At 65.0% G+C, this 26,662-nt stretch carries 19 protein-coding genes and 1 pseudogene; 3 read left to right on the forward strand and 17 right to left on the reverse strand.

What is annotated here, in order from left to right; translation table 11 throughout:
* Both CF70_RS16955 and CF70_RS16960 read right to left on the reverse strand, forming a co-directional pair.
* On the reverse strand, nucleotides 1-262 hold a 262-nt coding region (locus tag CF70_RS16955; protein ID WP_035866996.1), incomplete at its 3' end, for a biotin/lipoyl-containing protein.
* 96 nt (nucleotides 263-358) lie between these two features.
* Nucleotides 359-3,214, reverse strand: coding sequence for a 2-oxoglutarate dehydrogenase E1 component (locus CF70_RS16960; RefSeq protein ID WP_035866998.1), 2,856 nt, complete (start codon nucleotides 3,212-3,214; stop codon nucleotides 359-361).
* Between the two features lie 429 nt (nucleotides 3,215-3,643).
* Here CF70_RS16960 and CF70_RS16965 point away from each other — a divergent pair, with 429 nt between their 5' ends.
* Nucleotides 3,644-5,302: a SulP family inorganic anion transporter gene (locus tag CF70_RS16965; protein ID WP_035866999.1), complete on the forward strand. Its 1,659-nt coding sequence runs from the start codon at nucleotides 3,644-3,646 to the stop codon at nucleotides 5,300-5,302.
* A gap of 27 nt (nucleotides 5,303-5,329) precedes the next feature.
* Here the strand turns inward: CF70_RS16965 and ugpQ are convergent, their stop codons facing one another.
* The 5 genes from ugpQ to ugpB form a co-directional block, all read right to left on the reverse strand.
* A complete protein-coding gene (ugpQ, locus tag CF70_RS16970) occupies nucleotides 5,330-6,076 on the reverse strand; it encodes a glycerophosphodiester phosphodiesterase (RefSeq protein WP_035867002.1) in 747 nt (248 codons plus the stop codon).
* Nucleotide 6,077: 1 nt separating this feature from the next.
* Nucleotides 6,078-7,181, reverse strand: coding sequence for a sn-glycerol-3-phosphate import ATP-binding protein UgpC (locus CF70_RS16975; RefSeq protein WP_035867003.1), 1,104 nt, complete (start codon nucleotides 7,179-7,181; stop codon nucleotides 6,078-6,080).
* Between the two features lie 68 nt (nucleotides 7,182-7,249).
* On the reverse strand, nucleotides 7,250-8,098 hold the full coding sequence (gene ugpE, locus CF70_RS16980) for a sn-glycerol-3-phosphate ABC transporter permease UgpE (RefSeq protein ID WP_035867005.1): 849 nt from the start codon (nucleotides 8,096-8,098) through the stop codon (nucleotides 7,250-7,252).
* A 16-nt stretch (nucleotides 8,099-8,114) separates the two neighbouring features.
* Nucleotides 8,115-8,996, reverse strand: a complete 882-nt coding sequence (gene ugpA / locus CF70_RS16985) for a sn-glycerol-3-phosphate ABC transporter permease UgpA (RefSeq protein ID WP_035867006.1) — start codon at nucleotides 8,994-8,996, stop codon at nucleotides 8,115-8,117.
* A 192-nt stretch (nucleotides 8,997-9,188) separates the two neighbouring features.
* A complete protein-coding gene (gene ugpB, locus CF70_RS16990; protein WP_035867008.1) occupies nucleotides 9,189-10,505 on the reverse strand; it encodes a sn-glycerol-3-phosphate ABC transporter substrate-binding protein UgpB in 1,317 nt (438 codons plus the stop codon).
* A 176-nt stretch (nucleotides 10,506-10,681) separates the two neighbouring features.
* Here ugpB and CF70_RS16995 point away from each other — a divergent pair, with 176 nt between their 5' ends.
* Nucleotides 10,682-11,473: an HAD-IIB family hydrolase gene (locus tag CF70_RS16995; RefSeq protein WP_035867009.1), complete on the forward strand. Its 792-nt coding sequence runs from the start codon at nucleotides 10,682-10,684 to the stop codon at nucleotides 11,471-11,473.
* Nucleotides 11,474-11,569: 96 nt separating this feature from the next.
* Here CF70_RS16995 and ntrC read toward each other — a convergent pair whose 3' ends face one another.
* The 4 genes from ntrC to CF70_RS17015 form a co-directional block, all read right to left on the reverse strand.
* Nucleotides 11,570-13,114, reverse strand: coding sequence for a nitrogen regulation protein NR(I) (gene ntrC / locus CF70_RS17000; protein WP_035867011.1), 1,545 nt, complete (start codon nucleotides 13,112-13,114; stop codon nucleotides 11,570-11,572).
* 115 nt (nucleotides 13,115-13,229) lie between these two features.
* The gene (glnL, locus tag CF70_RS17005) at nucleotides 13,230-14,381 is read right to left on the reverse strand and encodes a nitrogen regulation protein NR(II) (RefSeq protein WP_035867013.1); all 1,152 of its coding nucleotides are present in this window, start codon (nucleotides 14,379-14,381) and stop codon (nucleotides 13,230-13,232) included.
* A 4-nt stretch (nucleotides 14,382-14,385) separates the two neighbouring features.
* A complete protein-coding gene (locus tag CF70_RS17010; RefSeq protein ID WP_035867027.1) occupies nucleotides 14,386-14,889 on the reverse strand; it encodes a hypothetical protein in 504 nt (167 codons plus the stop codon).
* Between the two features lie 193 nt (nucleotides 14,890-15,082).
* Nucleotides 15,083-16,498, reverse strand: coding sequence for a 3-hydroxylaminophenol mutase (locus CF70_RS17015; protein WP_035867014.1), 1,416 nt, complete (start codon nucleotides 16,496-16,498; stop codon nucleotides 15,083-15,085).
* A 568-nt stretch (nucleotides 16,499-17,066) separates the two neighbouring features.
* On the opposite strand from CF70_RS17015, the gene CF70_RS17025 reads away from it, so the two are divergent.
* Entirely contained in the window at nucleotides 17,067-17,531 is a 465-nt protein-coding gene (locus tag CF70_RS17025; RefSeq protein WP_035867017.1) for a rhodanese-like domain-containing protein, read from the forward strand.
* Nucleotides 17,532-17,608: 77 nt separating this feature from the next.
* Here CF70_RS17025 and CF70_RS17030 read toward each other — a convergent pair whose 3' ends face one another.
* The 6 genes and pseudogenes from CF70_RS17030 to hrpA form a co-directional block, all read right to left on the reverse strand.
* Nucleotides 17,609-18,442, reverse strand: coding sequence for a competence/damage-inducible protein A (locus tag CF70_RS17030; RefSeq protein WP_035867018.1), 834 nt, complete (start codon nucleotides 18,440-18,442; stop codon nucleotides 17,609-17,611).
* A 116-nt stretch (nucleotides 18,443-18,558) separates the two neighbouring features.
* Nucleotides 18,559-19,351: pseudogene (locus tag CF70_RS17035) on the reverse strand (EI24 domain-containing protein); the annotation flags it as partial.
* A 161-nt stretch (nucleotides 19,352-19,512) separates the two neighbouring features.
* The gene (locus tag CF70_RS17040) at nucleotides 19,513-20,487 is read right to left on the reverse strand and encodes a sterol desaturase family protein (RefSeq protein ID WP_035867022.1); all 975 of its coding nucleotides are present in this window, start codon (nucleotides 20,485-20,487) and stop codon (nucleotides 19,513-19,515) included.
* Nucleotides 20,487-21,353, reverse strand: a complete 867-nt coding sequence (locus CF70_RS17045) for a polysaccharide deacetylase family protein (protein WP_051648583.1) — start codon at nucleotides 21,351-21,353, stop codon at nucleotides 20,487-20,489. Before CF70_RS17045 ends, CF70_RS17040 begins: the two co-directional genes overlap by 1 nt.
* A 110-nt stretch (nucleotides 21,354-21,463) precedes the next feature.
* Nucleotides 21,464-22,390 (reverse strand): cytochrome D1 domain-containing protein, encoded by a 927-nt coding sequence (locus CF70_RS17050; RefSeq protein ID WP_414629459.1) that lies wholly within the window; start codon nucleotides 22,388-22,390, stop codon nucleotides 21,464-21,466.
* 195 nt (nucleotides 22,391-22,585) lie between these two features.
* Nucleotides 22,586-26,374: an ATP-dependent RNA helicase HrpA gene (gene hrpA, locus CF70_RS17055; RefSeq protein ID WP_035867025.1), complete on the reverse strand. Its 3,789-nt coding sequence runs from the start codon at nucleotides 26,372-26,374 to the stop codon at nucleotides 22,586-22,588.
* Between the last annotated feature and the right edge of the window lie 288 nt (nucleotides 26,375-26,662).

A 26,662-nucleotide genomic window follows, 5' to 3' on the forward strand; every position in this document is an offset into this window, starting at 1 on the left:
GTGCGGTGGCGCCGGCGGTGGCTTCGGTGTCGATCTTGGCGATCACTTCGTCGGCGACCACGGTGTCGCCATCGTTACGGATGATCTGCGACAGCACGCCGGCCGACGGGGCGGGCACTTCGAGCACGACTTTGTCGGTCTCGATTTCAATCAGGATTTCGTCTTGGGCAACGGCTTCGCCCGGCTTCTTCTTCCAGTTCAGCATGGTTGCTTCGGCAACCGATTCAGAGAGTTGCGGAACCTTGACGTCGACAATAGCCATGGTTGGTATTTCCTTGATGTATTCGTATGTGCTTCAGGCAGCGGCAAAAAACATGGCGGTGCGCGCTCTTCGCGCGCGCCGCCATGCCGGCCACGATCATTTGGTCAGGACAAAGCCCTTGAGCTTGGCGAAGGCCGCTTCGAGCAGCGCCTTCTGTTGCTCGTTGTGCTTGGCGTAGTAGCCCACCGCCGGCGATGCCGAGGCGGGACGACCCGCGTAACCGAGCTTCTGGCCTTCCGCCATGTTTTCCATGATGAAGTGCTGGACGAAGAACCAGGCACCCTGGTTCTGCGGCTCATCCTGGCACCACACGATTTCATTGGCGTTCGGGTACTTCTTCAGCTCGGCTGCCACTGCCTTGTGCGGGAACGGATACAGCTGTTCCAGGCGGATGACGGCGGTGTCGCCGGCACCGCGTTCCTTGCGGGTATTGACCAGGTCGTAGTAGACCTTGCCCGAGCACATGATCACGCGCTTGACCTTGCTGGCGTTCAGTTCTTCGTGATCGGGGATAACCGTCTCGAAGTGACCCTTGGCCAGGTCGGACAGCGGCGAGACCGCATCCTTGTTACGCAGCAGCGACTTCGGCGTCATGATCACCAGCGGCTTGCGGAACAGGCGGATCATCTGGCGGCGCAGCAGGTGGAAGATCTGGGCCGGCGTGGTCGGCTGGCAAACCTGCATATTGTGGTCCGCGCACAGCTGCAAGAAGCGCTCGATGCGCGCCGAGCTGTGTTCCGGACCCTGGCCTTCATAGCCGTGCGGCAGCATCAGGGTCAGGCCCGAGGCGCGGCCCCACTTCACTTCGCCGGAGGAGATGAACTGGTCGATCACCACCTGGGCGCCGTTGACGAAGTCGCCGAACTGGGCTTCCCAGATCACCAGCGCGTTCGGCTCGGCCGTGGAGAAGCCATATTCGAAGCCGAGCACGGCCTCTTCCGACAGCACCGAGTCGATCACCGTGAACGGTGCCTGGTTTTCCGACACGTTCTGCAGCGGCACGTAGCTGCCGGCATCCCAGCGCTCGCGGTTCTGGTCATGCAGGACCGAGTGACGGTGCGTGAACGTACCGCGGCCTGCATCCTGGCCGGTGATGCGCACCGGGTAGCCCGAAGCCACCAGCGACGCGAAGGCCAGGTGCTCGCCCATGCCCCAGTCGAGCGCCTGGTCGCCGCGGCCCATGTTGGCGCGATCCTTGACAACCTTCTCGACCAGCGGGTGCAGCTTGAGGTGCTCGGGGATGGCGGTAATGCGTTCGGCCAGGCGCTTGAGCTCGGTCACCGGCACGGCGGTGTCGGCGGCGTCGGTCCACTTGCGGTTCAGGAACGGCATCCAGTCCACGGCGAACTTGTTCTTGAAGTTCGACAGGACGGGGTCGACCGTGTGCTTGCCCGCATCCATGGCGGCGCGGTATTCCTTGACCAGCTGATCGCCGAAGTCAGCGGGCACCAGGTTTTGCGCAGCCAGCTTGTCAGCGTACAGCTTGCGCGTGCCCGGGTGCTGGGCGATCTTCTTGTACATCAGCGGCTGGGTAACGGCCGGGGTGTCCTGCTCGTTGTGGCCCAGCTTGCGGAAGCAGATGATGTCGACCACGACATCCTTCTTGAATTCCATGCGGAATTCCACCGCCAGCTGCATGGCGAACACCACGGCTTCGGCATCGTCGCCGTTCACGTGCAGCACCGGTGCCTCGATCATCTTGACGACGTCGGTGCAATACAGCGTGGAGCGCGAGTCGCGCGGGTCCGAGGTGGTGAAGCCGATCTGGTTGTTGATCACGATGTGCATCGTGCCGCCCGTGCCGTAGCCGCGGGTCTGTGCCAGGTTCAGCGTTTCCATCACCACGCCCTGGCCTGCGAAGGCCGCGTCGCCGTGCACTTGCACCGGCAGCACTTCCGCATGGCCTGCAGGTTCGCCGCGGCGTTCCTGGCGGGCCTTGACCGAGCCTTCCACGACCGGGTTGACGATTTCCAGGTGGGAAGGATTGAAGGCGAGCGACAGGTGGATCGGGCCGCCTTCGGTGGAGACGTCGCTGGAGAAGCCCTTGTGGTACTTCACGTCGCCGGCCGGCAGGTCGTCAACGTGCTTGCCCTCGAATTCGGCGAACAGGTCAGCCGGCATCTTGCCCAGCGTATTGACCAGCACGTTCAGGCGGCCGCGGTGGGCCATGCCGATGACGATTTCCTGCACGCCCTTGCTGCCGCTGTGCTGGATCAGTTCGTCCATGGCGGCGATGAAGCTTTCACCGCCTTCGAGCGAGAAGCGCTTCTGGCCAACGTACTTGGTGTGGAGGAAACGCTCCAGGCCTTCGGCCGCCGTGAGGCGGTCGAGGATATGCTTTTTCTTCTCGAGCGTGAATACCGGCTTGGAACGCGTGGTTTCCAGGCGCTCTTGCCACCAGCGCTTTTGCGCCTGGTCGCTGATGTACATGAACTCGGCGCCGATGCTGCTGCAATAGGTTTCGCGCAGGTTGTTGAGCAGCTCGCGCAGGCTCATCGATTCCTTGCCGAAATACGTATTGCTGGCGTTGAAGACGATATCGAGATCGCTTTCCGAGAAGCCGTAGAAGGCCGGATCGAGATCCGGCAGGGGCGGACGTTCCTGGCGCTTGAGCGGATCCAGGTCGGCCCAGTGCGAACCGATGTTGCGGTAAGCGGCGATCAGCTGCGTGGCGGCGACGCGCTTGCGCCCCATATCGGAGTCGGCCGATGCAACGATGGTTCTGATCGGACCCGCCTTGGCGCGCTCGGCGAACGAGGCGACGATGGGAGCGTGGGGGATGTCGCGGGCGTTGGAGCCATCGACGGCCGGCACGTTCTGCATCGCGTCGAAATACGCGCGCCAGTTATCGGGAACCGAGGTGGGATTCTGGAGGTAGGCCTCGTACAGTTCTTCTACATAGGGGGCATTGCCGCCGAAGAGGTACGAATTGCTCTGATACTGCTGCATCATGGGGCGCTCACTATTATCCGGGAATGCCGGAATAAAGCGGGTTTATCAACCTTCCGCGACACGGCTTGACCGGTTAGCGGATTGCAAACAACTCTTTAGGGGCAGCAACCGAAACATATTCATGCATCATTATGCAAACGGCACCACAGCGGGTGCCGAACTGTTCAGTCGCCCTGAAAGGGTCAGTTGTGCGTGGAAGGACCTAAGTCTTCACTCGCATAAGGATAGCACGTTTGACGCATAAGCCGGGGGAATTTCGCCTCACGGCCCTTTTGCGGGCGTGCCACGTTGCGTAGCGGCCAATGCACGCAGCCGGCAAGGCAGCGGGGCCTGCCGGTTCGATAGCATGAACAGGAGACCAAAACCAATGGAGCGCTCGGTGTATCTCTCGAAATATCTACTCCAATCCAGCGCGAACGGCAGCCAATAATGCCAGCTCCCACCGTCAACGCCGCCGCACCGAGCGCCGCCCCCGCCACATGGCGGGCAGACCTGGTGGCCGGGCTAGCCATCGCCGGTCTGTTGCTCCCCGAAGCCGTGGCCTACTCCGGTATTGCCGGACTGCCGCCGCAAGCCGGCGTGATCGCGCTCTTCGCCGGCCTGTTGGTCTACGGCGTGCTTGGCAGCAGCCGCTTTGCCATTGTCTCGGCCACGTCATCATCGGCGGCGGTGCTGCTGGCTGCCACCACGGCTGCGGCAGAAGCTGACATGGGACTGCGCATCGCGCTTGGCGCCGCGGTCATCCTGCTGGCGGGGGTGTTGTTCCTGCTGGCGTCGCTGGCGCGCCTGGGGGCGATCTCCAGCCTGATCGCCAAGCCCGTGCTGCGCGGCTTTGCATTGGGGCTGGCGCTGACCATCGTGCTCAAGCAATGCCCGAAGATCCTGGACATACATCCGTCGCATGGCGACTTCCTGCGCATGGCCTGGGAACTGCTCGCCGGATGGCGCCACTGGAACCTGGCAGGCGCGGCGGTGGCCCTGGTGGCGCTGGCGCTGCTGCACGTGTTCGCGCGCTGGCGCGCCATGCCGGGCGCGCTGCTGGTCATCGCCGCCGGCATCGTGCTCGATCTCAGCGGCTGGACCCAGGCGCACGGCGTGGCGGCCGTCGGCAACATCGCCTTGCAGTTCTCGGCGCCGCGGGTGCCGGAACTGACCCCGACCGACTGGATGCGCGTGGGCGAGCTGGCCGCCGCGCTGGCGCTGATCCTCTACGCCGAAAGCTACGGCTCGATCCGCACCTTTGCCATGCGCCACGGCGATATCGTCTCCCCAAACCGCGACCTGGCGGCACTGGGGCTCGCCAATCTCGCCTCGGGGCTGTTCCAGGGCATGCCGGTGGGTGCGGGTTTTTCCGCCACCTCGGCCAACGAAGCGGCCGGCGCGCAAAGCCGCCGCGCCGGCCTGGTTGCCGGCACGGTGGTCTTTGCCGCTGTGTGCACGCTGCTCCCCTGGATCTCGCACACGCCGGAGCCGGTACTCGCGGCCATCGTGATCCGCGCGGTCGGGCATAGCCTCAATCCGGGCAGCCTCAAGCCGTATTTCGACTGGCGGCGCGACCGGCTGGTCGCGCTGACCGCCTTTGCCGGCGTGCTGTTGATGGGTGTGCTGCATGGGCTGCTGCTGGCGATCGGGGTCAGCCTGGCGATGCTGCTGCAGCGCTTGTCGCGCCCGCAGGTTACGTGGCTGGGCCGCTGGGCTGATAGCCACGACTTCGTCGACATGGCGCGCCACCCCGAGGCCACCGTGCCCAAGGGACTGCTGATCGCGCGCCCGGAAGTCCCGCTGTTCTTCGGCAATATCGATAGCGTGCTTGGCACCGTGCGCCATGTACTGGCGCATGAGCATCCCCAGTATGGCCTGGTGCTAAGCCTCGAAGAATCGTCGGATCTCGACGGCACCGTCCTGGAAGCCCTGGGCGAACTGGCGGTGTTTGCGAAGGCCCACGGCATACCGCTGCGGCTCGCGCGGGTCAAGGACGAGGTGCGCGACCTGCTGGCGCACGCGCGCAACCCGGCCCTGCCCGAAGAAATGTGGCGCGGCTGGAGCGTGGACGATGCGGTCCGCGACGCGTTGGCGCAAGCTGCATGAACAGGCGATGCGCCCGCGCCTGGCGGACTAGCCCTGGCGCGGCGCGATCAGGTCAACCGCGTCGGTAATCAGCGCGTCGAGCCCCCAGCCAAGCAGTTCAGTCGCGCGCTCCGGGTCATTGACCGTATAGCACGCCACCCTGAAGCCGGCCGCATGGGCCGCCCGGATGACCTCGGCACTGAGCTCGCGATGATTGGCGTCGAGCGCCACGCAATCCAGCCGGCGCAGCCGCTCCAGCCAGTCGGGTGGCAGCTTGTCGAGCAGCAGCGCGCGCGGCAGGGCCGGCGCGGCCCGACGGGCCGCTTCCAGTGACTCTTCCGAGAACGACGACAACAGCGGCTGGGTGTCGCTGCCAGCCCACAGCGCCTGGGCATCAAGGGCCACGGCGGCGCCGGTGCGCCATTCCGCGCCCGGCACCGGCTTGATCTCGATATTGACCATGAACCCGTTGGCGCGCGTATAGCGGGCAATCGCCGCCAGTGTGGGAACCGGCTCCCCGGCATAGGCCGGGCTATGCCAGCTGCCCGCGTCCAGCATGGCAATCTCACCCAGGGTCAGCGCATCGGCGCGACCCTGGCCGTTGGTGGTGCGGTCGAGCGTAGCGTCGTGCAACAACACCGGCCGCCCGTCGCCCGACAGCTTCACATCGAACTCGAACATGCGATAGCCGAACGACGCGCCGTGGCGGAAGGCCGCCAGGGTGTTCTCGGGCGCCAGCTTGCCGGCGCCCCGGTGGGCGATATGGCGCGGATAGGGCCAGGCGGCTTGGGTCATGTCAGGCCTCGATGCGTTTGCCGGAATCGGCGTCGAAGAAGTGCAGGTGCTCGGCCGTGGCCGTAATCGGCAGGCGATCGCCGCCGCGCACCGGCATGTTGCTGTCCAGCCGCACCACGACCGGCTGGCCACCCAGCGTGCCGTAGGCAAAGGAATCGGCACCCAGCGCTTCCACCAGACGGACCTCGATCTCGGCAATCGCATCGTGCGCCGCGCACGGTTCGATATGCTCGGGACGCAGGCCAAGCAGCGCGCGCTGGGGCAGGTGCAGGCCCATCGGCAGGTGGCCGAGGGTGGCGGCTTGCCCTTGGGCGCCCTCCTTCTGCTCCACGCGCATCTGCGCCTCGCCCTGCCCGCCATTGGTCCGCGCAACCGGAACGAGGTTCATCGGCGGCGAGCCGATGAAGCTGGCGACGAACGTGCTGGCGGGGCGCGCATAGACTTCCAGCGGCGTGCCGATCTGTTCCACGCGCCCGCCGTTGAGCACCATCATGCGGTCGGCCAGCGTCATGGCCTCGACCTGGTCGTGCGTCACATACATGCTGGTGGTACGCAGGCGCCGATGCAGCTCCTTCAGTTCCAGGCGCATCTGCACGCGCAGCTTGGCGTCGAGGTTGGACAGCGGTTCGTCGAACAGGAACACGGCAGGCTCGCGCACGATCGCGCGGCCCATGGCCACGCGCTGGCGCTGGCCGCCCGACAACGCGCGCGGCTTGCGCTCCAGCAGCGGCGCCAGTTCGAGAATGCCCGCGGCATGCTTGACGCGCTGCTCGATCTCGCTCTTTGCCATGCCACGTATCTTCAAGCCATAAGCCATGTTGTCGTACACGCTCATATGCGGATAGAGCGCGTAGTTCTGGAACACCATGGCGATGTCCCGTTCGGCGGGTTCGAGGTTATTGACGATCTTTTCGCCAATATGCACCTCGCCGCCACTGATGGCTTCAAGCCCGGCCACCATGCGCAACAGCGTGGATTTGCCGCAGCCCGACGGGCCGACAATGACGATGAACTCGCCATCGTTGATTTCCATATCGATGCCGTGCACAACCTTGACGTTGCCGGCGTAGGTCTTCTGTACGTTGCGAAGCGACAGTTTTGCCATTGCTATTCTTTCTCGCTGGGCAAGCGTGGCGGGCGCGCCAACACGTGAGCGCGCCCCGCCCCGCCCGCTTATTTTTCGGTTTCGACCAGGCCCTTGACGAACCACTTCTGCATCAGCACCACCACGATCGCGGGCGGCACCATGGCCAGCATCACGGTGGCCATCACCAGGTTCCAGTCGGTGGCTGCGTCCCCGGAGCGGGAGATCATCTGCGTCACGCCCACCACCACCGGCGTCATCGACTTCTGCGTGGTGATCAGGAGCGGCCACAGGTACTGGTTCCAGCCGTAGATGAACTGGATCACGAACAGCGCGGCGATGCTGGTCTTGGACAGCGGCAGCACCACGTCCTTGAAGAAGCGCAGCGGCCCGGCGCCGTCGATGCGCGCGGCCTCGGCCAACTCGTCCGGAATGGTCAGGAAGAACTGGCGGAACAGGAAGGTCGCGGTGGCCGAGGCGATGATCGGGATGGTCAGGCCGAAGTAGCTATCCAGCATGCCCAGGTCCGACACCACCTTGTAGGTAGGCAGGATCCGCACTTCCACCGGCAGCATCAGCGTGATGAAGATCATCCAGAAGAAGGTCTTGCGCAGCGGGAACTTGAAGTACACCACCGCGAAGGCCGAGATGATCGAAATCGCGATCTTGCCCAGCGAAATGCCCAGCGCCATGATCAGGCTGTTGAACATCATGCTGGAGACGGGGGAAGCGGATTCGCCCACGCCCCTGAACAGCACGGTGCGATAGTTCTCGAAGAAATGGCCGCCGGGGATCAGCGTCATCGGCGCGTCAAGCACCTGCTCCGCAGTCAGCGTGGAGGCCACGAAGGTTATATAAACCGGAAACGCCACCACCAGGATGCCGAGGATCAGCACCGCGTGCGTGAGGAAATCCAGAAAGGGTCGTCGTTCTACCATGTTTGCGCCCGCCTGATCAGTATTGAACCTTGCGTTCCACGTAACGGAACTGCACCACCGTGAGGGCGACCACGATCACCATCAGCACCACCGACTGCGCTGCCGAGCCACCGATGTCCATCCCGCGGAAGCCGTCGTGGAACACCTTGTAGACCAGCGTGTTGGTGGAGTTAAACGGACCACCGTGGGTCACCGAGTCGATGATGGCGAAGGTATCGAAGAACGCGTACACCACGTTGATCACCATCAGGAAGAAGGTGGTCGGCGACAGCAGAGGGAAGATGATCGACCAGAAACGGCGCCACGGCCCCGCGCCGTCGATGGCGGCAGCCTCGATCAGCGACTTTGGAATGCTCTGCAGACCCGCCAGGAAGAACAGGAAGTTGTAGCTGATCTGTTTCCACGCCGCCACCAGGATCACCAGGGTGAGAGCCTGCTGCCCGTTGAGCAGGAAGTTCCAGTCCATGCCCAGCGCGCGCAGCGCGTACGACACCACGCCCAGGCTGGGGTTGAACAGGAACATCCACAGCACGCCCGCCACTGCCGGCGCCACGGCATAGGGCCAGATCAGCAGCATCTTGTAGGCCATCGCGCCGCGCAGCACGCGGTCGGCGAAATACGCCAGCACGAGCGCGAAGGAGAGCCCCACCAGCGTGACGCCCACGGCGAATACGCCGGTAATGCGGAAGGACTCCAGGTAGAGCGGATCATTCCACAGCGTGCGGAAGTTCTCCAGCCCGACAAAGTCCAGGTTGATGCCGAACGCGTCCTGCTGCAGCACGGACTGGTACAGGGCCTGGCCCGCGGGCCAGAAGAAGAAGATGAGCGTGATGGCGATCTGCGGAAAGACCAGCAGATAAGGCAGCCATCGCGATCGGAAGACAACCCGTTTTTCCATGGGCAATTGTCCAACGGATGCCGCGCGGAGCGGCATCAAACCAGATCACAGCGCGAGTCCGCGAAGCGGCGCGCCAACCAATCGGCGCGCTGGCCGGGACGCACCCTTCCGGGAACGCCCCGGCCAATGCGCCGGGCCAACAAAAACGGGCGGGATACTGCCCCGCCCGTTTTGCGGCAAAACAGGCCTAGCTTACTCGCGCGCGGTCTTCTGGAAACGCTCGAGCAGATCGTTGCCGCGCTTGACGGCGGTATCGAGGGCTTCCTGGGGCTGCTTCTTGCCTGCCCAGACCGCTTCGAGTTCCTCATCGACCACGGTACGGATCTGCACCAGGTTGCCGAGGCGCACGCCGCGCGACTTGTCGGTGGTCTTGACCACCATCTGCTCCACTGACACGTCGGCGCCCGGGTTCTTGTCATAGTAGCCGGACTTCTTGGTCAGCTCGTAGGCCGCCATGGTGACCGGCAGGTAGCCGGTAGCCTGGTGCCAGTCGGACTGGATTTCCGGACGCGACAGGTAGGTGAAGAACTTGGCCACGCCCTTGTACTCCTCGGCCTTCTTGCCGCCCATCACCCACAGCGAAGCGCCACCGATGATGGTGTTCTGCGGGGCGCCCGGCACGTCCGCGTAGTACGGCAGCTGCGATACGCCGAAGGCGAACTTGGCGTTCTTGCGGATATTGGCCAATGAAGCCGACGAACCGGTGAACATCGCGCATTCGCCGTTATAGAACTTGGCCTGCGATTCCGACTTGCGCCCGCCGTAGCTGAAGTAGCCCTTCTTCACCATTTCCTGCAGGTTGGCGATGTGCTTGACATGCAGCGGGCTGTTGAAGACCAGGCGCGCATCGGTGCCGCCGAAGCCGTTGTTCTTGGTGGCGAACAGCGTGTTGTGCCAGGCAGAGAAGCTCTCCAGGTGCACCCAGCCCTGCCAGTCGGTGGTGTACGCGCACTGGCCGCCGGAGGCCTTGATCTTGGCCGAGTACTGCATCACTTCGGGCCAGGTCTTGGGCGGCTTGCTGGCGTCCAGGCCAGCCTTCTTGAAGGCGTCCTTGTTGTAATAGAAGACCGTGGTCGAACTATTGAACGGGAAGGACAGCATCTCGCCCTTGGACGAGGTGTAGTAGCCGGCGACGGCGGGGATGTAGATCTTCTGGTCGAATTTCTCGCCCGCATCCTTCATCACGGTGGATACCGGCTTGATGGCCCCCTTGGCGCTCATCATGGTCGCGGTGCCCACTTCGAAGACCTGCAGGATGGCAGGCTGCGTACCGGCGCGGAAGGCGGCGATGCCCGCAGCCATGGTCTCGTCGTAGTTGCCTTTATTGACCGGCACGATCTTGTAGTCGGACTGGCTGGCGTTGAACTTGTCGGCGATCTCGTTCACCTTGTCATTCAGCGCGCCCTGCATGGCATGCCACCATTGGATCTCCACAGCGGCGTGGGCGGTCCCGGCCCCGGCCAGCGCGGCAAAGGCCGCAATCTTCAGCACGGTACGTTGGAAGGTCATCGACAGCTCCTAGTTTTGTTTTCTCAGTACGGACAAAAAAACGTCCGACTGTATGCAGTTTTTGTGACAGCCGGATGTTACCCCGCCGTGTCGGATTGGAAAACCGGGCATTTCTACTAAATTACAATAATATGACAACGATTTATCGACAGCTTGACAGGGTAAAATCTTGCGCCATGCAAGCCATCCACACCCTTCCCGCTCCGGCGCTGCGCCGCGTGCGCGGCGTACTGACCGATATCGACGGCACCATCACCACCGACGGCAGGCTGCCGGCGGCCACCTACCTTGCGCTGGACCAGCTCAAGCGAGCCGGCCTCCATGTCATCCCGGTGACCGGCCGCTGCATTGCCTGGGCCGAGATCCTGACCCGGCTCTGGCCAGTGGACGCCATTATTGGCGAGAACGGTGCCTTTTACTCCCACCTGCGCGCGGGGAAGCTTGTGACCCGCTACCTGGACGACTCCGCTACCCGGGCCGATAACCTGGCGCGCATCCATGCCCTGGGCGCACGCATCGTGCAAGAGGTGCCGGGCTGCGCGCTGGCCTCCGACCAGGCCTGGCACGCCGCCGACCTGGCCATCGACCATGCCGAGGACGTGGCGCCACTACCCCCGGCAGCGGTCGAGCGCATTGTCAGCCTGATGCGCGAAGCCGGCATGACCGCTACCGTCAGTTCGATCCATGTCAATGGATGGTTCGGGGAGCACGACAAGCTGAGCATGAGCCGGTTGTGCGCTGCGGAATTGCTGGGCGCCGACCTCGATACCGAACGCGACGAGTGGCTGTTTATCGGCGACTCGGCCAACGATGCGAGCATGTTCGCCCATTTCCCCTTGTCGGTCGGGGTCGCCAATATCCGCGACATCCTGCCGCAACTGCCGGCCAAGCCCGCCTATATTACTGAGGCGGCTTGCGGCGAGGGTTTTGCCGAGATGGCAGCGTTGCTGCTGGCCGCGCGCGACTGAGCGCGGCGACGAAAAGCGACGGCGGCAAGCTGCCAAAAAAACAGCCGGGACAAGCCCGGCTGTTTTTTTGCGCCCCGCAGCAACCCACTACCTGCTTCAATCGAAGCCCAGTTCCTGCAGCTTGCGGGTAATGGTGTTGCGGCCGATGCCCAGGCGGGTTGCCGCCTCGACACGGCGCCCACGCGTCACGCCGAGGGCCGCCTCCAGCACCGCCTTCTCGAAGCGCCGCGTGAGCGCATCCATCACCTCCGGCTGGCCGGACTCCAGCATGGCGCGGGCCTCCCCTGCCAGCAGGTGCTCCCAGCCGGCAATCGCGCTCGCGGCGGCCGTGCGGGTCGCGTAGGCCTGCGCGGAATCGGCCTCCGCGCCCATGCCGGCAGGCGCGGCGCCATAGTCGACGGCGTCGTGGCCCTCGGCGTCGTCCGCCCTGCCCTCGGCGCGTAGCTCCGCCATGCGCGGCACACCGGCATGGCTGCCCTGTGCCGCGCCCGTGCCGATCATCTCGCGCGGCATGTCCTTGACCTCGATGGTCTGCGCCGGCGCCATCACGGTCAGCCAGTTGCACAGGTTCTCGAGCTGGCGAACGTTGCCGGGGAATGGCAGCGTGCTGACATAGACCAGGGCCTCGTCCGACATGCGCTTGGGCTCGACGCCCAGTTCCTTGGCGCTCTTCTGCAGGAAATGACGGGCCAGCAGCGTAATGTCTTCCGGCCGCTCGCGCAGCGGCGGCAGGCGCAGCCGGATCACGTTGAGGCGGTGGAACAAGTCCTCGCGGAACAGCCCTTCCTTGACGCGCGTCTCCAGGTTCTGGTGGGTGGCGGCAATCACGCGCACATTGGCGCGCAGCGGATTGTGCCCCCCCACGCGGTAGAAGTTGCCATCCGACAGCACACGCAGCAGGCGCGTTTGCAGGTCGAACGGCATATCGCCGATTTCGTCGAGGAACAGCGTGCCGCCCTCGGCCTGCTCGAAGCGGCCGCGGCGCATGGTCTGCGCGCCGGTGAAGGCGCCGCGCTCATGGCCGAACAATTCCGACTCGAGCAGGTCCTTGGGGATGGCCGCGGTATTGAGCGCGATAAAGGGCCCATTTGCGCGCGGGCTGTGCTTGTGCAGCGCCTGCGCCACCAGTTCCTTGCCGGTGCCGGACTCACCGGTGATCAGCACCGTCACGTTCGACTGCGACAGGCGGCCGATGGCGCGGAACACGTCCTGCATGGCCGGCGCCTGCCCGAGAATCTCGGGCGCGTCGACCAGGCGGTCTTCCAGTTCCTCCTCGCGCAGGCTTTCCTGCAGCGCGCGGCGGATCAGCTCGACCGCCTTGTCAACGTCGAACGGCTTGGCCAGGTATTCGAAGGCCCCGCCCTGGAAGGCGGCTACCGCGCTGTCCAGGTCGGAGTAGGCCGTCATCACGATGACGGGCAGCCCCGGGTGCCGGGCCTTGAGTGCTTGCAGCAAATCCAGGCCCGAGCCTCCCGGCATGCGGATGTCGGAGATCAGGACTTGCGGCTCGTCATCTTCCAGCGCGGCCAGTACGTCGCGCACGTTGGTGAAGCTGCGCGAAAGCAGGCTTTCACGGGCGAGGGCCTTTTCCAGGACCCAGCGGATTGATTGATCGTCGTCGACTATCCAGATCGGCTTCATGTGCGTCGCTTGTCTGCTCGGTGTCATTTGGTCTTCCGTGAACCTGGCCGCACACCGCCGGCAAGCCGGTCGGCAGCAATCATTGGGGCAGTTCCAATTGCTGTCGCCGATGCGCTCAATGCAGGGGCAGCAGGATACGGAAGTCGGTACAGCCGGGCCGGCTCTCACATTCGATCAAGCCCTCGTGCTGCTGCACGAAGGTTTGAGCGAGTGTGAGACCGAGGCCGCTGCCGCCATCCCTACCCGACACCAGCGGGTAGAAGATGCGTTCGCGAATATCCTCGGGGATGCCCGGACCGTTGTCGATGACATGCAAGTCCAATGCCAGCTTGAACAAACGCTTGGCAATTGTTACCTGGCGGGCCACCCTGGTACGCAGGATGATCTGCGCATCGCCGCGCGCGACGCGCTCGGCGAGCGCCTGGGCGGCGTTGTGCACGATGTTGAGCACGGCCTGGATCAGCTGTTCCATGTCGCCGCGCAAGTCGGGCAGGCTCGCGTCGTAGTCGCGCACGATATCCAGCCCGGAGGGGAATTCGGCCAGCACCACCGAGCGCACGCGCTCCAGCACCTCGTGGATATTGAGGTCGGACACGATATGCGGATGGCGGTGCGGCTCCAGCAGGCGGTCCACCAAAGTCTGCAGGCGATCCGATTCCTTGATGATGACCTGCGTGTATTCGCGCAGCGAACGATCGGGCAACTCGAACTCAAGCAGTTGCGCCGCGCCGCGGATGCCGCCCAGCGGGTTCTTGATCTCGTGGGCGAGATTGCGGATCAGTTCCTTGTTGGCCGAGGTCAGGTCGAGGATGCGCTCCTCGCGGTCGCTGCGCACCTTTTGCTCGTTGGGCAGCACCTCCACCACCACGGCGTCGGCATTGGCGTCCAGCGCCCCGATGACGACATGGGCGTGCATGGGCTCCTGCAACGGCGGATGCAGCACCACGTCCTGCCGGCGGGCATCGAACTGCCGCGAAATCACGGTCTCTATCATGCTGGCCAGCTCTTCCGAGCTACCGAACAGGTCCGCGAGCGACAGTTCCACCATGGCCTTGCGCGACACCGCGAAACTCGCCTCGGCCGCGGGATTGGCGTAGACGATGCGCAGGCCGGGCTGGCGCACCAGCAACACGGGGTTGGCCACGACGTCCAGCCCCTGGTGGTAGGACACATCGCCCAGGGGCAGCACCACGGCTTCTCCTTCGGGCGGGGTACCGGCTCCGGCCGAGGCTACCTTGCGCGAGACGCTGCGAATCAGGCGACGCATGACACTAGTCCTTCAAGTTGGAGAGTTCGCGCCGCAGTGAAGCGGCATTGGCCTCGCCGCGCGCAATGTCGTCGCGTAGCGCGGCGGTGCGGTCGAGATACCTCTGGTAGTTGCGTTCATTGCCCTGGCGCTCGGGCTGGCCGTTGTTGTACTCGGCGCGCAGCGCGGCCAGCTTGGCCTCCTCGCTTTGCAATTCCTGCTCGAGTACGGCGCGGCGCTCGCCATCCCGGCTCTTCTGGGTCGCGCTGTCGACTCGCGGAAACGCCGCGGGCGCCACGGCAGGGCCGGCGCCCTTGCCCGCCGCAGGGGCATTCACGCGCCCGCCCGGCACGGTCATCACCTCGGGCAGGCTGAGCCGCTTGCAGCCCTTGCCGCCGTTGCCGTTCCGGTATTCCGGCACCCCGTTGGGGCCGGTGCAGACATAGATTTCCGACTGGGCCGGGGCCGGGCGGCTCCAGCACAGCAAGGCCAGCGCCAGCATGGCGCAAACGGCTGCCGATGCGTGCATGCGGGCACCGAAGCGGTGCGCCGGGTGGAGCGAGGGGGGCGGGAATTCGAGCGCGTCCATTGACATCAGCAGGGATGGTGGGAAAGGAGCCCCATTCTAGCGATCAATCCAGCGAACAAAACAAAAAGGGACAGCCGAAGCCGCCCCTTCCTGGTGCAACTGTTGCCCGGTCACAACCTGGCAACGCCTCGCCTTACAGCGAGTAGTACATGTCGAACTCGATCGGGTGAGTCGTCATGCGGAAGCGGGTCACTTCTTCCATCTTCAGTTCGATGTAGGCATCGATCATGGAGTTGGAGAAGACGCCGCCGCGCGTCAGGAACTCGCGGTCGTTGTCGAGGTATTCCAGGGCCTGGTCGAGGCTGGAGCACACGGTCGGGATCTTTGCATCCTCTTCCGGCGGCAGGTCGTACAGGTTCTTGTCGGCAGCTTCGCCCGGGTGGATCTTGTTCTGCACGCCATCCAGGCCGGCCATCAGCAGTGCCGAGAAGCCCAGGTACGGGTTCATCAGCGGATCCGGGAAGCGGGTCTCGATACGGCGGCCCTTCGGATTGGCAACGTACGGAATGCGGATCGAAGCCGAACGGTTGCGAGCCGAGTACGCCAGCTTGACCGGTGCCTCGAAGCCCGGCACCAGACGCTTGTACGAATTCGTGCCCGGATTGGTCAGGGCGTTCAGCGCGCGAGCGTGCTTGATGATGCCGCCGATGTAGTACAGGGCGAATTCCGACAGGCCGGCGTAGCCGTTGCCCGCGAACAGGTTCTGGCCGTCCTTCCATACCGACTGGTGCACGTGCATGCCCGAGCCATTGTCGCCAACGACCGGCTTCGGCATGAAGGTGGCGGTCTTGCCGTAGGTGTGGGCGACGTTCTGGATCACATACTTTTGCAGCTGGGTCCAGTCGGCGCGCTGCACCAGCGTGCTGAACTTGGTGCCGATTTCGTTCTGGCCCTGGCCGGCAACTTCGTGGTGGTGGACTTCCACGGGGATGCCCAGCGATTCCAGGATCAGGCACATTTCCGAACGGATATCCTGGAACGTGTCGATCGGGGCGACCGGGAAGTAGCCGCCCTTCTTGCCCGGACGGTGACCGCTGTTGCCGTGCTCGAATTCCTTGCCCGACGACCACGGTGCTTCTTCCGACTGGATCTTGACGGAACAGCCCTGCATGTCGATGTTCCAGGTCACGCCGTCGAAGATGAAGAATTCGGGTTCCGGACCGAAGAAGGCGGTGTCGCCCAGGCCCGTGCTCTTCAGGTAAGCCTCGGCGCGCTTGGCGATGGAACGCGGGTCGCGGTCATAACCCTTGCCGTCCGACGGTTCAACCACGTCGCAGGTCAGGATCAGGGTGGGTTCTTCGTAAAACGGATCGACGTTGGCGGTATTCGGATCCGGCATCAGCAGCATGTCCGAAGCCTCGATACCCTTCCAGCCGGCGATCGACGAGCCGTCGAAAGCGTGGCCGCTTTCAAACTTGTCTTCGTCGAAGTGCGACACGGGTACCGACACGTGTTGCTCTTTGCCTTTGGTATCGGTGAAACGGAAATCGACGAACTTGACGTCGTTTTCCTTCACAAGCTTCATCACATCTGCAACGCTGTGGGCCATGCCTATCTCCTGGAAATTCGGCTGAAGTCTATAAAGCCATTCTTGCGTCGATCTCTACAGTGCTACGCCTGGAAGGCGTTGGGGGCAGGATAAAGATCGGCCACGAAAGGGACGAGGAATGTTAGCAGAAAGCGTGCCAAGGCAACCCCCTTGTAACCCCCGCGTTCCCGAAAAAAGTGCAGCTGCGCGGCGCGATTCAGGGCCTGCGGCGCGTTCCGGGTGCAGCATATGACATACACCACAATCCTGCTGCCTCGCCGGTCGCGCCCGCTGCGGCAAGGCTCCGCGACCGCCGCAAACAAAAACACCTTAATGGTGCATTTGCACGCCAATTTGCACCGTTTCCGTGCTCACGCACCAGATTAGTTCATTTTGGCGCGAGCGGGGCAGCCTTGCCTGCTTGCGGTGCAGAAGCACCCCTTGCGGACGCCATGCCGCCGGTATTCCCGTTGTCCCGGCGGAAGTCTATACCGTTCCCCGCCAAACGCACCGGCTCGCACTTCCGGCGCGCTAGAATACTTGCCGGGCTCCCCCTGACGCCATTCCACCCATCGATTTTGTCACCCAGATGACCACCCGAGACGAACTCCTCCAAGCGGCGCGCCAGCGCCAGCAGCAAAACCAACTGCCCTACTTCGGCGCCCTCTCCCCGCAGGAAGCCTTCGCCTTGCTGCAGGGCGACCCCACTGCCGTGATGGTGGATGTGCGCACGCAGGCCGAACTGGACTGGATCGGCGCGCCGGACCTGCCGGAAGCCCAGGCGGCGCATGTGGAATGGAGCAGCTATCCGGGCGGCGCGCAGAATGCTGCGTTCATCGCCCAGCTCAAGGCCCGCGTGCCCGCCGACGTGCCGGTGCTGTTCCTGTGCCGCAGCGCGGCGCGCTCCAAGCACGCCGCCCGCGTCGCCACGGAGGCTGGCTACCAGTATGCGATGGATGTGCTGGAAGGTTTCGAAGGCAGCCGCGATGAACACCATCACCGCAAGACGGTGGAAGGCTGGTGCTTCCGGGGCCTTCCCTGGCATGGCGCCTGAAGCGGCGGCACGCCTGCGCCACAAGCAAAACGGGACAGCCTGGCTGTCCCGTTTTCATTTCCCCGACGCTTGACGGTTCAGTCCCCCGCCGGATCGCCCGGCCTGCGCGCAGCCACTTCCACCAGCTCGAAGCCCATCGCCCGCACACCATCGCGCAGCATGGCATAGGCCGGCTCGAGCTGATCAGCCGGCCCCTTGACGCCCAGGTCAATATGGCGGCGCGCATAAAGCTCGCCGCGCCTGGCATCTCCCACCGACGGCAGGCTGAACACGCGGATGCCGTCGAACGCGGCTTCGACCCGCTCCATCAGCGGCGTCAGCGTGGACTCCGGCGCCTCGAACACCAGGAAGGAGCGCTCCACCTGCACCGCCAGATGGAACAGGTGCGGATAGTAATGGTCCAGCACCCATTCCATCATCGGCCACGCCATCACCGGGAAGCCCGGCATGAAGTGATGGTCGGCCACTGAGAATCCGGGGATGCGGTTGTAGCTGTTCGGGATGATGCGCGCCCCGGCGGGGAATTCGCCCATCTTGAAGCGATGCTGGTTTTCCGGCAGGTTCAGGTCGGCCTTGACCGCATCGCCAGCCGCCGTCTCGGCAATGCGCTGCGCGATCAGTTCCCGCGCCTCGGGATGCAACTCAAGCGGCACCCCCAGCGCAGCCGCCGCGCACTGCCTGGTGTGATCGTCCGGGGTCGCGCCGATACCGCCGGTGCAGAACACCACATCGTCGCCGGCGAAGGTACGGCGCAGCGTCGCGGTGATGCGTGCGCGTTCGTCGCCCACGTACTCCGCCCAGTCCAGCGCCAGCCCGCGCGCCGCCAGCAGTTCGATGGCACGGCGCATATGCTTGTCTTCGCGCCGCCCCGACAAAATCTCGTCACCAATGACGATCAGGCCGAAACCCATGATGCCCTCGCTTCAGGATTGTTCAAGGCGCCGCACATCCGACGGCGCGAGATCGATAACGTCCACCACCGGCGCGGCCGCTGCGGCCGCGGCCGCGCGGTCGGCACGCCACTGCNCGCGTTCGGCACGCAACTGCTCCAGCGCGCGCAGGCAGAAATGGCCGAACCACAGCGCCGAGAAGATAAAGATCAGCACGTAGAGCCAAAGCGTGGCGGCCAGTACGAACGGAAAGAGAAAAATCAGCGCAGCCGAAAACACCCAGATCAGCGTCGGCGCCGAGCCCAGCAGGCCCACTGCCACGCCAATGGTGAGCAAGGCCCCGCGGTGGCGCCTCATCAGCGCCTTGCGCTCCTCCGCGGTGGCATGCTGGGCCAGCGCATCGTAGGTCATCACGCGGTAGGTCAGCCAGCCCCACAGCAACGGCGGAATCAGCGCGAAGAACGGCGGAATCAGCCACAGCGGCAACGTCACCAGCGCCAGCAGCAGGAACACCATGGTGCTGCCCAGTGCGTGGAACACGCTGCCCAACATGCTGCCGCCCCTGGACTTGACCAGGTCCGGATAGCTGCGTTCCAGGTGCCTCACCGCTGCCGGCACCGAGAACAGGCTGATAAACACCAGCATGGAGGCGATCACCAGCGGGATCATCAGCGCGATCACGAACAGCGGCGCCACCACCGTGCGCAGGGACTGCAGGCCGAACCAGTCGAGCGCGCCGTAGATCCAGCTGGTCAACACCGAGGCTTCCAGCACGCCGCGCGCGGCCATCATGATCGGCTCCCATCCCCACAGCAGCAGGCCACCCCACAGCCCGGTGGCGAGCAGGAAAGGAATGACGGTGAGCATCAGCATGCGCGGATGCAACTGGCTGATCAGGGCACGGCCAAGCGCGCGGAAAATATCGTTCATGCAGTGAATTGGGTTTCCACAAAGGCGGGGACAAATAGACTAGCACACGTCACAAGTGTCGCGGGCGACGCGTGCGCGGCCGCTGCTTGACAGCCCGGCACCGCCGATACGGCTGGCGGGGGGATGGTGCCGCCGGGCCGCCGCTCAGGCGGCCAGGCGCGTCAGCCGCGCCGCAGCAGGCGCTTGATGCCGTACCACTGCTGGGACAGCAAACCGGTGCCGTAGTTGCGTCCCTTGCCTGCCGGCGGCGGCATCTGGTCGCGGATGCCAGTGGGGTAATAGGCATCGGTGAATACGGCGGTACGGAACAGCATGTCCCACCAGGGGAAGATCACGCCGTAGTTGCATCCGCCCAGCCGGGTGGGCCGGCCGATTGCCTCGTGCCCGAGACCCACCGCATGATGCGTGCGGTGAAAGCGCGGCGAGACCAGCAACCGCTCGCCCAGGGCGCCAAAGTGCAGGCGCAGGTTGGCATGCTGCAAGCTTTGCAGCAGTTGCGACAGCGCCACCAGCAGCACGTACTGCGACGGCTCGACGCCCACCGCCAGCGCGGCCACGGCGAACACCACGTCGCGCAGCATGTCGTCGAGCAGGTGGTTGCGGTTGTCGCTCCACAGCGTCATCTGGCGCTGGCTGTGATGCACGGCATGCAGGCTCCACCACCACCGGTAGGTATGCGAGAGCCGGTGGTACCAGTAGTCGAGCAGGTCGAACAGCAGCAGGTAAATGAAGAAGCTGACCAGCGGGATCGAGGTCACCGCCGGCCACCAGTCTTCCACATTCACGCGCTGCCAGCCGAGCAGCCGCAGATGTCCTTCCAGCCCGTCCATCAGCGGCCCGAGCAGGAAGAACATGGCGAGCCGGAACAGGCCAAGGCGATGCACCAGGGTATAGAGGATATCCGTGCGGATCGCTGCGCGATCCGTGACGGCCTCGACCGGGCGCAGCTTTTCCAGCGGCCCGAGAATCAGCACCATCACTGCGATCTGCACCAGCCCCACCAGCAGCCATTCGGTGCCGGTGAAGGCGTCCTCTGCATAACCGCCGAAGCCGAGCTGGTATACCACGGGCAGGATCACATCCTGGAACAGCGTGGCCTCGATCTGGCCTACCCAGGCATTGAGCGCATCGAGCATCAGCGCCTCCCGGCCACGGTGGCGGCCTGGCCGCGTATCCAGTCACGATAGGCCGGATGCTCGCGCAGCGTCGCAAAGCAGAAGCCCTTGCGCTCCAGGCCGCTGATCAGCGGCTCCAGCACGCCGGGCGCCCACGGATCCTTGCGCGACCAGATGCCAAGATGAGCCATGGCGATATCGCCATCGCGCAGGTCGCGCAGCGCGCGCGCCAGCAATGCCTGGTTGGAAAAACGCTCGGAAGATAGCTCGTCCCCGAGGAAGCCGGCCGGCGCCCAGCCCACATGCTTGAAACCGCACTGCTCGGCCCATTGCAGGGTCTGCGGTGCGGTATGGCCGCCCGGCGCGCGCCACAGCGGCGACATGGCGGTCCCGGCAAGGCTGCGCAGCACCTGCGCGCTGCGGTTGAGTTCGCTGCAGAAGCTCTGCTGGTCCATGACCACATCCTGCCCCGCATGCGCGCCGAACTGCGGGCGCATCGTCACCTTGCCGTCGCGCACGCCGCGCAGGTAGACGTGATCGAAGGTATGGCTGCCAAAGACATGGCCATCGGCCGCCAGGGTCTTCCAGTATGCGGCCCAGCCCGGATCGAGCGAGCTGTCCTTGTTGATCGTAGGCTCGTTGGCGAGGAAGAAGGTGGCCTTGATATGGTGGCGGCGCAGCGTGTCGGCGATCAGCGCCGCCTGGCTCATGCTGCCGGTGTCGAAGGTCAGGTAGAGCGTGCCGGCGCGGCAGGCCGGTGGCGCGGCCTGCCCGGCTTCGGCCGAGCCGGCCGGCGAGGCGGCCAGCGCCAGCCCGGTGGCGGCAAGCCCTGCAGCCACCGCGCGGACCAGGGCACGGGGCAGCCAGGGCTGCGAAATCTTGCTCATGATGCCTGTCCTGATTTCCTTTGACTGCGTTGGAGTGGCAGCGGCCATACTAGTTTCGATACCGTGCCGGCCGCGGCGTTCCCGCCCGTGGCGCGGCTACCCGCCATCCCTCAATAAAGCGGCGCGCGGGTACGGAAATAAATACCGTGAGGCGAACGGCCCACGCGGATGGTCTTGACCAGCTTGCGGCTGGCCACGTCGATTAGGCCCACCGAGCGCGCCCAGCGGAAGCTCACCCACAGGGTTTTGCCGTCGGCCGTCAGTTCCATGTCGTCGGGGCCGGCCGGCAGGCCGGTGATATCGCCGACCTTGGTCAGGGTCTGCTGGTCGATGATGCTGATGGTGCCGGAAACCCGGTTGGACAGGAACAGATGGCGCTTGTCGCCCACCGCGCGGAAGTTGTGCGCGCCCTTGCCGGTCTGGATCTGCTTGACCATGGTGCGGGTACGCCAGTCGATCACGGCCACGTAGTCGGCGCCGGTCATGCCTACCAACAGGTATTTCTGGTCCGGCGTGACCCATATGCCCGCAGGTGCGGAACCGGCATCCATGCGCCACATCACGGTCTGCGTGGGCAGGTCGATGGCGACCACCTCGTTGGAGTCCTGCAACGTGACAAAGGCGATGCGGCTGTCGTCGGTGAAGGCGATATGGCTGGGGGTCTTGGCCAGCGGCAACTGCTTGGCGATCTTCAGCGCCTTGCCGTCCCAGCGGTAGATATCAACCCGGTCCAGCCGGTTGCCGGTAGCCAGGAACCATTTCTGGTCGGGCGAGAAGCCGATCTGGTAGGGATCGTCGATATTGGCAACGCGCTGCTGGACCTTGCCGGTAACCGGATCGAGGAAGACCAGGTCGTTGCCCACCGCATTGGCGATAATCAGCGACTTGTCGTCAGGGGTGGCGATCAGGTGGTGCGGCTCCTTCCCGATCGGGAACGTCTCCAGCACCTTCTGGGTGTCCTTGTCAATCAGCGTGACGGTGGCATCACCTGAATTGAGCACCACCACGACTTCCGCCAACGCCGGCGCCGCTACCATCCCCAGGGCCAGGGTGCCGATGGCGGCAAACCCGGAAACTACACGACGCAATGCGAGCATAAGACCGTTAAACAATGACTTAATCGATCATTCTAACGTTTTCGGACTGTGATCCGATGACCTAGCGCAACAAACTAACATTTGGTCACAATCTCCGCCCGGGCCAGTGCCCGGGCGGGGCGACGCGCCCGGTCTTCAGCGCTGCATGGCCTCCCACACCTTTTGCAGCCGCTTCACCGACATCGGCACCGGCGTGCGCAATTCCTGCGCGAAGAGCGCGATCCGCAGCTCTTCCAGCATCCAGCGGAACTCGTCCAGCCGGGCGTCTTCCACACCCCTGCCCTGCTGCCGCAACTGCGTCTCGGCGCGCTGCCATTGCTGCAGCAGCGGCGTGATTTCCTGCAGGCGCTGCGTATCGCGCGCCGGATCGCCCTTGATCTTGTCGATGCGCATGGCGATGCCCTTCAGGTAGCGCGGGAAATGCACCAGCTGCTGGTAAGGCGTATCGGCCACGAAGTTCTTGCCCATCAGCCGCGTCAGCTGCGCCTGCATATCGGCATGCGCCGCGGCAAACGGCTTGGCCTGGACCAGCTTGCGCGGCAGCGTCGCGTATTCGGCCAGCACCGCCCCAACCAGCCGGGCGATTTCCTGCGCGAGCAGGTTCAGGCGCGAGCGCCCTTCCTCCTTGCGCGCGGCGAACTCGGCCTCGTTGCGCGGCAGTGGCGCCTGCAGGCAGGCCCGCTCCAGCGCCAGCATCACGATCTGGTCGCGCAGCATTTCCTGCGTGCCCAGCGTCATGTACTGCATCGCCATCTGCTGCAGGCCGGGGATGTTCTTCTCCAGGAACTTCACCTGCTCGCGCAATTGCAGCGCGAACAGGCGGCGCAGCCCGGCGTGGTGGATGCGCACCGCCTCCTGCGGATCGTCGAACACCTCCACTTCGCAATGGGTGGTGTGGTCAACCAGCGCCGGGTAGCCATACAGCGTCTGGTTGCCCTTGCGGATCTCCAGCAGCTCCGGCAGTTCGCCGAACGACCAGCTGGTCAGGTTTTCGTACTGCCCGGCCTCGGCCGCCGGCACATCGCGCGCCGCGATGTTCTGGAACGACTGCTGCGCCTGCCCGCCGAACTCGGCGCGCAGCTGCGCCAGGTTACGGCCCATGTCCAGCTGTCTGCCGTGCTCGTCCACCACCTTGAAATTCATCGCGTGGTGGGCGGGCAGGGTCTCCAGCTTGAAGTCGGCGCGCTTGACCATGGTGCCGGTCTGTTCGCGGATGTCGGCGATCAGCACGTCGAGCAGTTCGCCCTCGCCAAAGGGATTGCGATCGACAAAGCCCGCCGCGTAATCCGGCAGCGGCACGCAATGGCGCCGCAGCTTCTGCGGCAGCGACTTGAGCAGCAGGTGGACCTTCTCCTTGACCATGCCCGGCACCAGCCAGTCGGCCCGCTCCGGACGCACCTGGTTGAGCGCGTACAGCGGCACGGTCAGCGTCACGCCGTCGCGATGGCTGCCCGGCTCGAAATGATAGGTCAGCGTCATATCGACGCCGGCCACCGGCATGACCTTGGGGAACAGGTCCGTGGTGATGCCGGCAGCCTCGTGGCGCATCAGCTCTTCGCGGTTCAGGTAAAGCAGCTTGCGGTCGCGCGCGCTTTCGCTCTGGTACCACTGCTCGAACGTGGCCTGCTGATGGATCTCCGCGGGGATCAGACGATCGTAGAACGCAAAAATCAGTTCATCGTCCACCAGCACGTCCTGCCGGCGCGACTTGTGTTCCAGGTTCTCGATCTCGCGCGTCAGCCGCTGGTTATGCGCGAAAAACGGCAGCTTGGTGTCGAACTCGCCCTCCACCAGCCCGCGGCGGATAAACAGCTCGCGCGCTTCCTGCGGGTTCATCGGGCCGTAGTGCACGCGCCTGTGCTGGTAGACCACCAGCCCGTACAGCGTGGCGCGCTCCATCGCCATCACCTGGCCGGATTTCTTCTCCCAGTGCGGATCGCTCCAGCTCACGCGGAGCAAATGGCGGCCCACCTGTTCCAGCCATTCCGGCTCGATCCTGGCCAGCGTGCGCGCAAACAGCCGGCTGGTCTCGATCAGCTCGGCGCCAATGACCCAGCGGCCTACCTTGCGCGCGATCAGCGAGCCGGGCCACAGGTGGAACTTGATGCCGCGCGCGCCCAGGTACTCGCGCCCGCGGCCGTCGGCGTCTTCCAGCTTGCAGCCCACATTGCCCAGCAAGCCGGTGAGCAGCGCCTTGTGCACTTGCTCATAGGTGGGCTCGCTTTCGTTGAGGCGCCAGCCCTGCTCCGTCACGGTGGTCAGCAATTGCGAATGCACGTCGCGCCATTCGCGCAGGCGCACATGCGACAGGAAATTGGCGCGGCACTGGTCCTGCAACTGGCGGTTGGTCTTCTTGTGCGCCACCGCCTCCTCGAACCATTTCCACAGCTTGACCCAGCCCAGGAACTCCGACTTCTCGTCCATGAACTTGCGGTGCGCCTGGTCGGCCGCTTCCTGGGCCTCCTGCGGGCGGTCGCGCGGGTCCTGCACCGACAGCGCGCTGGCGATGATCAGCACCTCGCGCAGGCAATGGTGCTCGCGCGCGGCCAGGGTCATGCGGGCCACCCGCGGGTCGAGCGGCAGGCGCGCCAGCTGGCGCCCGGTCGGGGTCAAAGCGTTGGCGTCGTCACCCACGCTTTCCACGGCACCCAGTTCCTGAAGCAACTGGTAACCGTCGGCAATGGCACGGCCCAGCGGCGGCTCGATAAAGGGGAAGGTCTCGATCGCGGTCAGCTTCAGCGCCTTCATGCGCAGGATGACCGCGGCCAGCGAGGAGCGCAGGATTTCCGGATCGGTAAAGCGTGCGCGGCCGATGAAATCGGCCTCCTCGTACAGCCGGATGCACACGCCGTCGGCCACCCGGCCGCAACGCCCGGCCCGCTGGTTGGCGGCGGCCTGCGAAATCGCCTCGATCTGCAACTGCTCGACCTTGTTGCGGTAGGAATAGCGTTTGACCCGCGCCATCCCGGTATCGACCACATAGCGGATGCCAGGCACCGTCAGCGAGGTTTCGGCCACATTGGTCGCCAGTACGATGCGGCGGGCATTGGAGGGCCGAAACACGCGTTCCTGCTCCTGCACCGACAGCCGCGCGAACAGCGGCAGGATCTCCGTATGCGGCGGATGGTGCTTGCGCAGCGCTTCCGCCGCCTCGCGGATCTCGCGCTCGCCGGGCAGGAATACCAGCACATCGCCCGGCCCGAGACGGCATAGCTCGTCCACGGCCTCGACGATGCCGTCGAAGAGGTCGCGATCCTTCGTCTGCGCCGACCGGGGCGCAGCCTCGCCCGGTGCGGGTTTGTCCTTCTCGATCGGCCGGTAGCGGACCTCGACCGGATACAGGCGCCCGCTCACCTCGATCACCGGCGCAGGCTTGCCGCCTTGCGCGAAATGCTCGGCAAAGCGGTTGGCGTCGATGGTCGCGGACGTGATGATCAGCTTCAGGTCCGGCCGCTTCGGCAGGATCTCCTTCAGGTAGCCGATCAGGAAATCGATATTGAGGCTGCGTTCATGCGCCTCGTCGATGATGATGGTGTCGTAGGCCCGCAGCAGCGGATCGGTCTGCGTCTCGGCCAGCAGGATACCGTCGGTCATCAGCTTGACCGAGGCACCAGGCGACATGGTGTCGTTGAAGCGCACCTGGTAGCCCACATGCTCGCCCAGCGGCGTGCCGATCTCCTGCGCGATCCGCTTGGCCGTGGAGGTGGCCGCGATCCGGCGCGGCTGGGTATGGCCGATCAGGCCGCCGCTGCCATCCGCGCCCGGGCCGCGCCCGATCGACAGGCAGATCTTGGGCAACTGGGTGGTCTTGCCGGAGCCGGTCTCGCCGGAAACGATCACCACCTGATTGGCCAGCAGCGCCTGCGCGATTTCCTCGCGGCGGGCCGATACCGGCAGCGCCTCGGGGAAGGTGATGGGCGGCAACGGATTGGCCTGGCGAACCGGACGGCGCGCTTCACGCGGCGCACGTTCCTGGCGCTCTGCCCTGTCCTGACGCTCCGGACGCTCCTGGCTTCCGGGCGGCGGGGCGCGGCGCGGGCCGGCCTCCCGGCCCTCCCGTGGCGGGCTTGGCGGCGTGGCCGTGCCATTCGTGGGACGCGGACGGGCTGGCCGGTCCTGGCGCGACTGTCCTGGCGGGCGTTCGGCGGGTGCGCCGGCTTGGACCGGGGAGCCGCCTGCCGGCTGGGGCGGACGTTGCCCCTCCCGCCGTCC

Origin of the sequence: Cupriavidus sp. SK-3 (genome assembly GCF_000611145.1) — a bacterium.
In the GTDB taxonomy this organism is placed as follows: domain Bacteria; phylum Pseudomonadota; class Gammaproteobacteria; order Burkholderiales; family Burkholderiaceae; genus Cupriavidus.